The sequence below is a fragment of the Leptolyngbya sp. CCNP1308 genome (assembly GCF_034932455.1).
Classification (GTDB): Bacteria; Cyanobacteriota; Cyanobacteriia; order Phormidesmidales; family Phormidesmidaceae; genus Nodosilinea.
The window spans coordinates 1-1,286 of the sequence record NZ_JAYGIH010000130.1 but is presented as its reverse complement, the minus strand read 5'-3'; the positions used below and the strand labels follow the sequence as shown (position 1 = coordinate 1,286).

Annotated in this window: 1 protein-coding gene; it reads left to right on the top strand. The window is 52.2% G+C overall.

What is annotated here, in order from left to right:
• Nucleotides 1–73 precede the first annotated feature (73 nt).
• Complete coding sequence (locus VB780_RS31255; RefSeq protein ID WP_323355098.1) at nt 74–1,120, top strand: IS5 family transposase; 1,047 nt, start codon at nt 74–76, stop codon at nt 1,118–1,120.
• Nucleotides 1,121–1,286: the final 166 nt, after the last annotated feature.

The following is a 1,286-nucleotide window of genomic DNA, read 5'->3' as shown; positions in this document are numbered from 1 at the left end:
AGGGCACCTCGAAAAATAGCCAGAGCGATCTCAATATGAGATCATAAGGTTGGTTTGTTGACGTATGAATGCTATGGGACAGCAGGGGTTCTGGGATGTTAAAGACCGGCAGCAAAAACTGGAGCAAAAGAAGGCGGTACTGCATCGGTTGAATCAACTGGTGCCTTGGGAGACCTTTCGGCCCATTCTGATGCAGATTCAGGAGAAACCGCGCAAAAGCGGGGCCGGTCGTAACCCCACCGATGTCCTGTTGCTGTTCAAGATGCTGGTGCTGCAAAAGCTTTATAACATCAGCGATGAAGAACTGGAATATCAGGTCAACGACCGACTGTCCTTCATGCAATTTCTGGGGTTGGGGCTTGAGGATACGGTGCCAGACGCGACCACGGTCTGGCTGTTTCGAGAGCAGTTGCAGCAGCATGGCTTGGTCGAGGCGTTGTTCGAGCAGTTTGGGACCTATCTCCAATGGGCTGGGTATGCCGCCAAGGATGGGCAAATCGTGGATGCGACCTTGATTCCAGTGCCCAAACAACGCAACACCCGCGAGGAGAACCAAACCATCAAGCAGGGAGCGGTTCCTGCCGAGTGGCAAGACCAACCGCACAAACTGGCCCAAAAGGACGTTGACGCCCGATGGACGAAGAAAAATGGGACATCCCACTACGGCTACAAAAACCATGTCAGTAGTGATGTTGGCTTTAAGATGATTCGCCGCTACATCGTCACCGAGGCGTCGGTTCACGACTCGCAGGTATTGGGCGAGTTGCTCGATGCTGACAATAGCGACGATGGACTTTGGGCCGATAGCGCCTATCTCTCAGTCCTGATTGTCGAAGTGTTGACGTTGATGGGGTTTGAGCCTCACATCAATGAACGAGCGTATCGCAATCGCCCCTTGAGCGAGGAGCAGAAAGCGGCCAATCGAGAGCGCTCCAAAACCCGCGCCAAAGTGGAGCATGTCTTCGGAGATTTCGTTACCAGCATGGGGGGCAAAGTGGTACGCAGCATCGGGTTAGCCCGTGCCCAGACTCAGTTGGGTCTGAAAAATCTGGTGTATAACCTGAAACGGTTTGTGTATCTCGAAACCCAACCGCCAGCGTCGGGTGAACTGGCAGGATAATCCGGTCTGAAGTCGGGAAATCGACTTAAATGCGCTCTTCCATCCCTATTTTTTCGTCAAAATAGGGGACTCTTTCCGTTGAGATGTCACGCAATTCCTCTAAATCCACCTTGACTGTCTCAAATGAGACACCACTGGCCAAAAAAATCAATTAATCGAGGTTCCC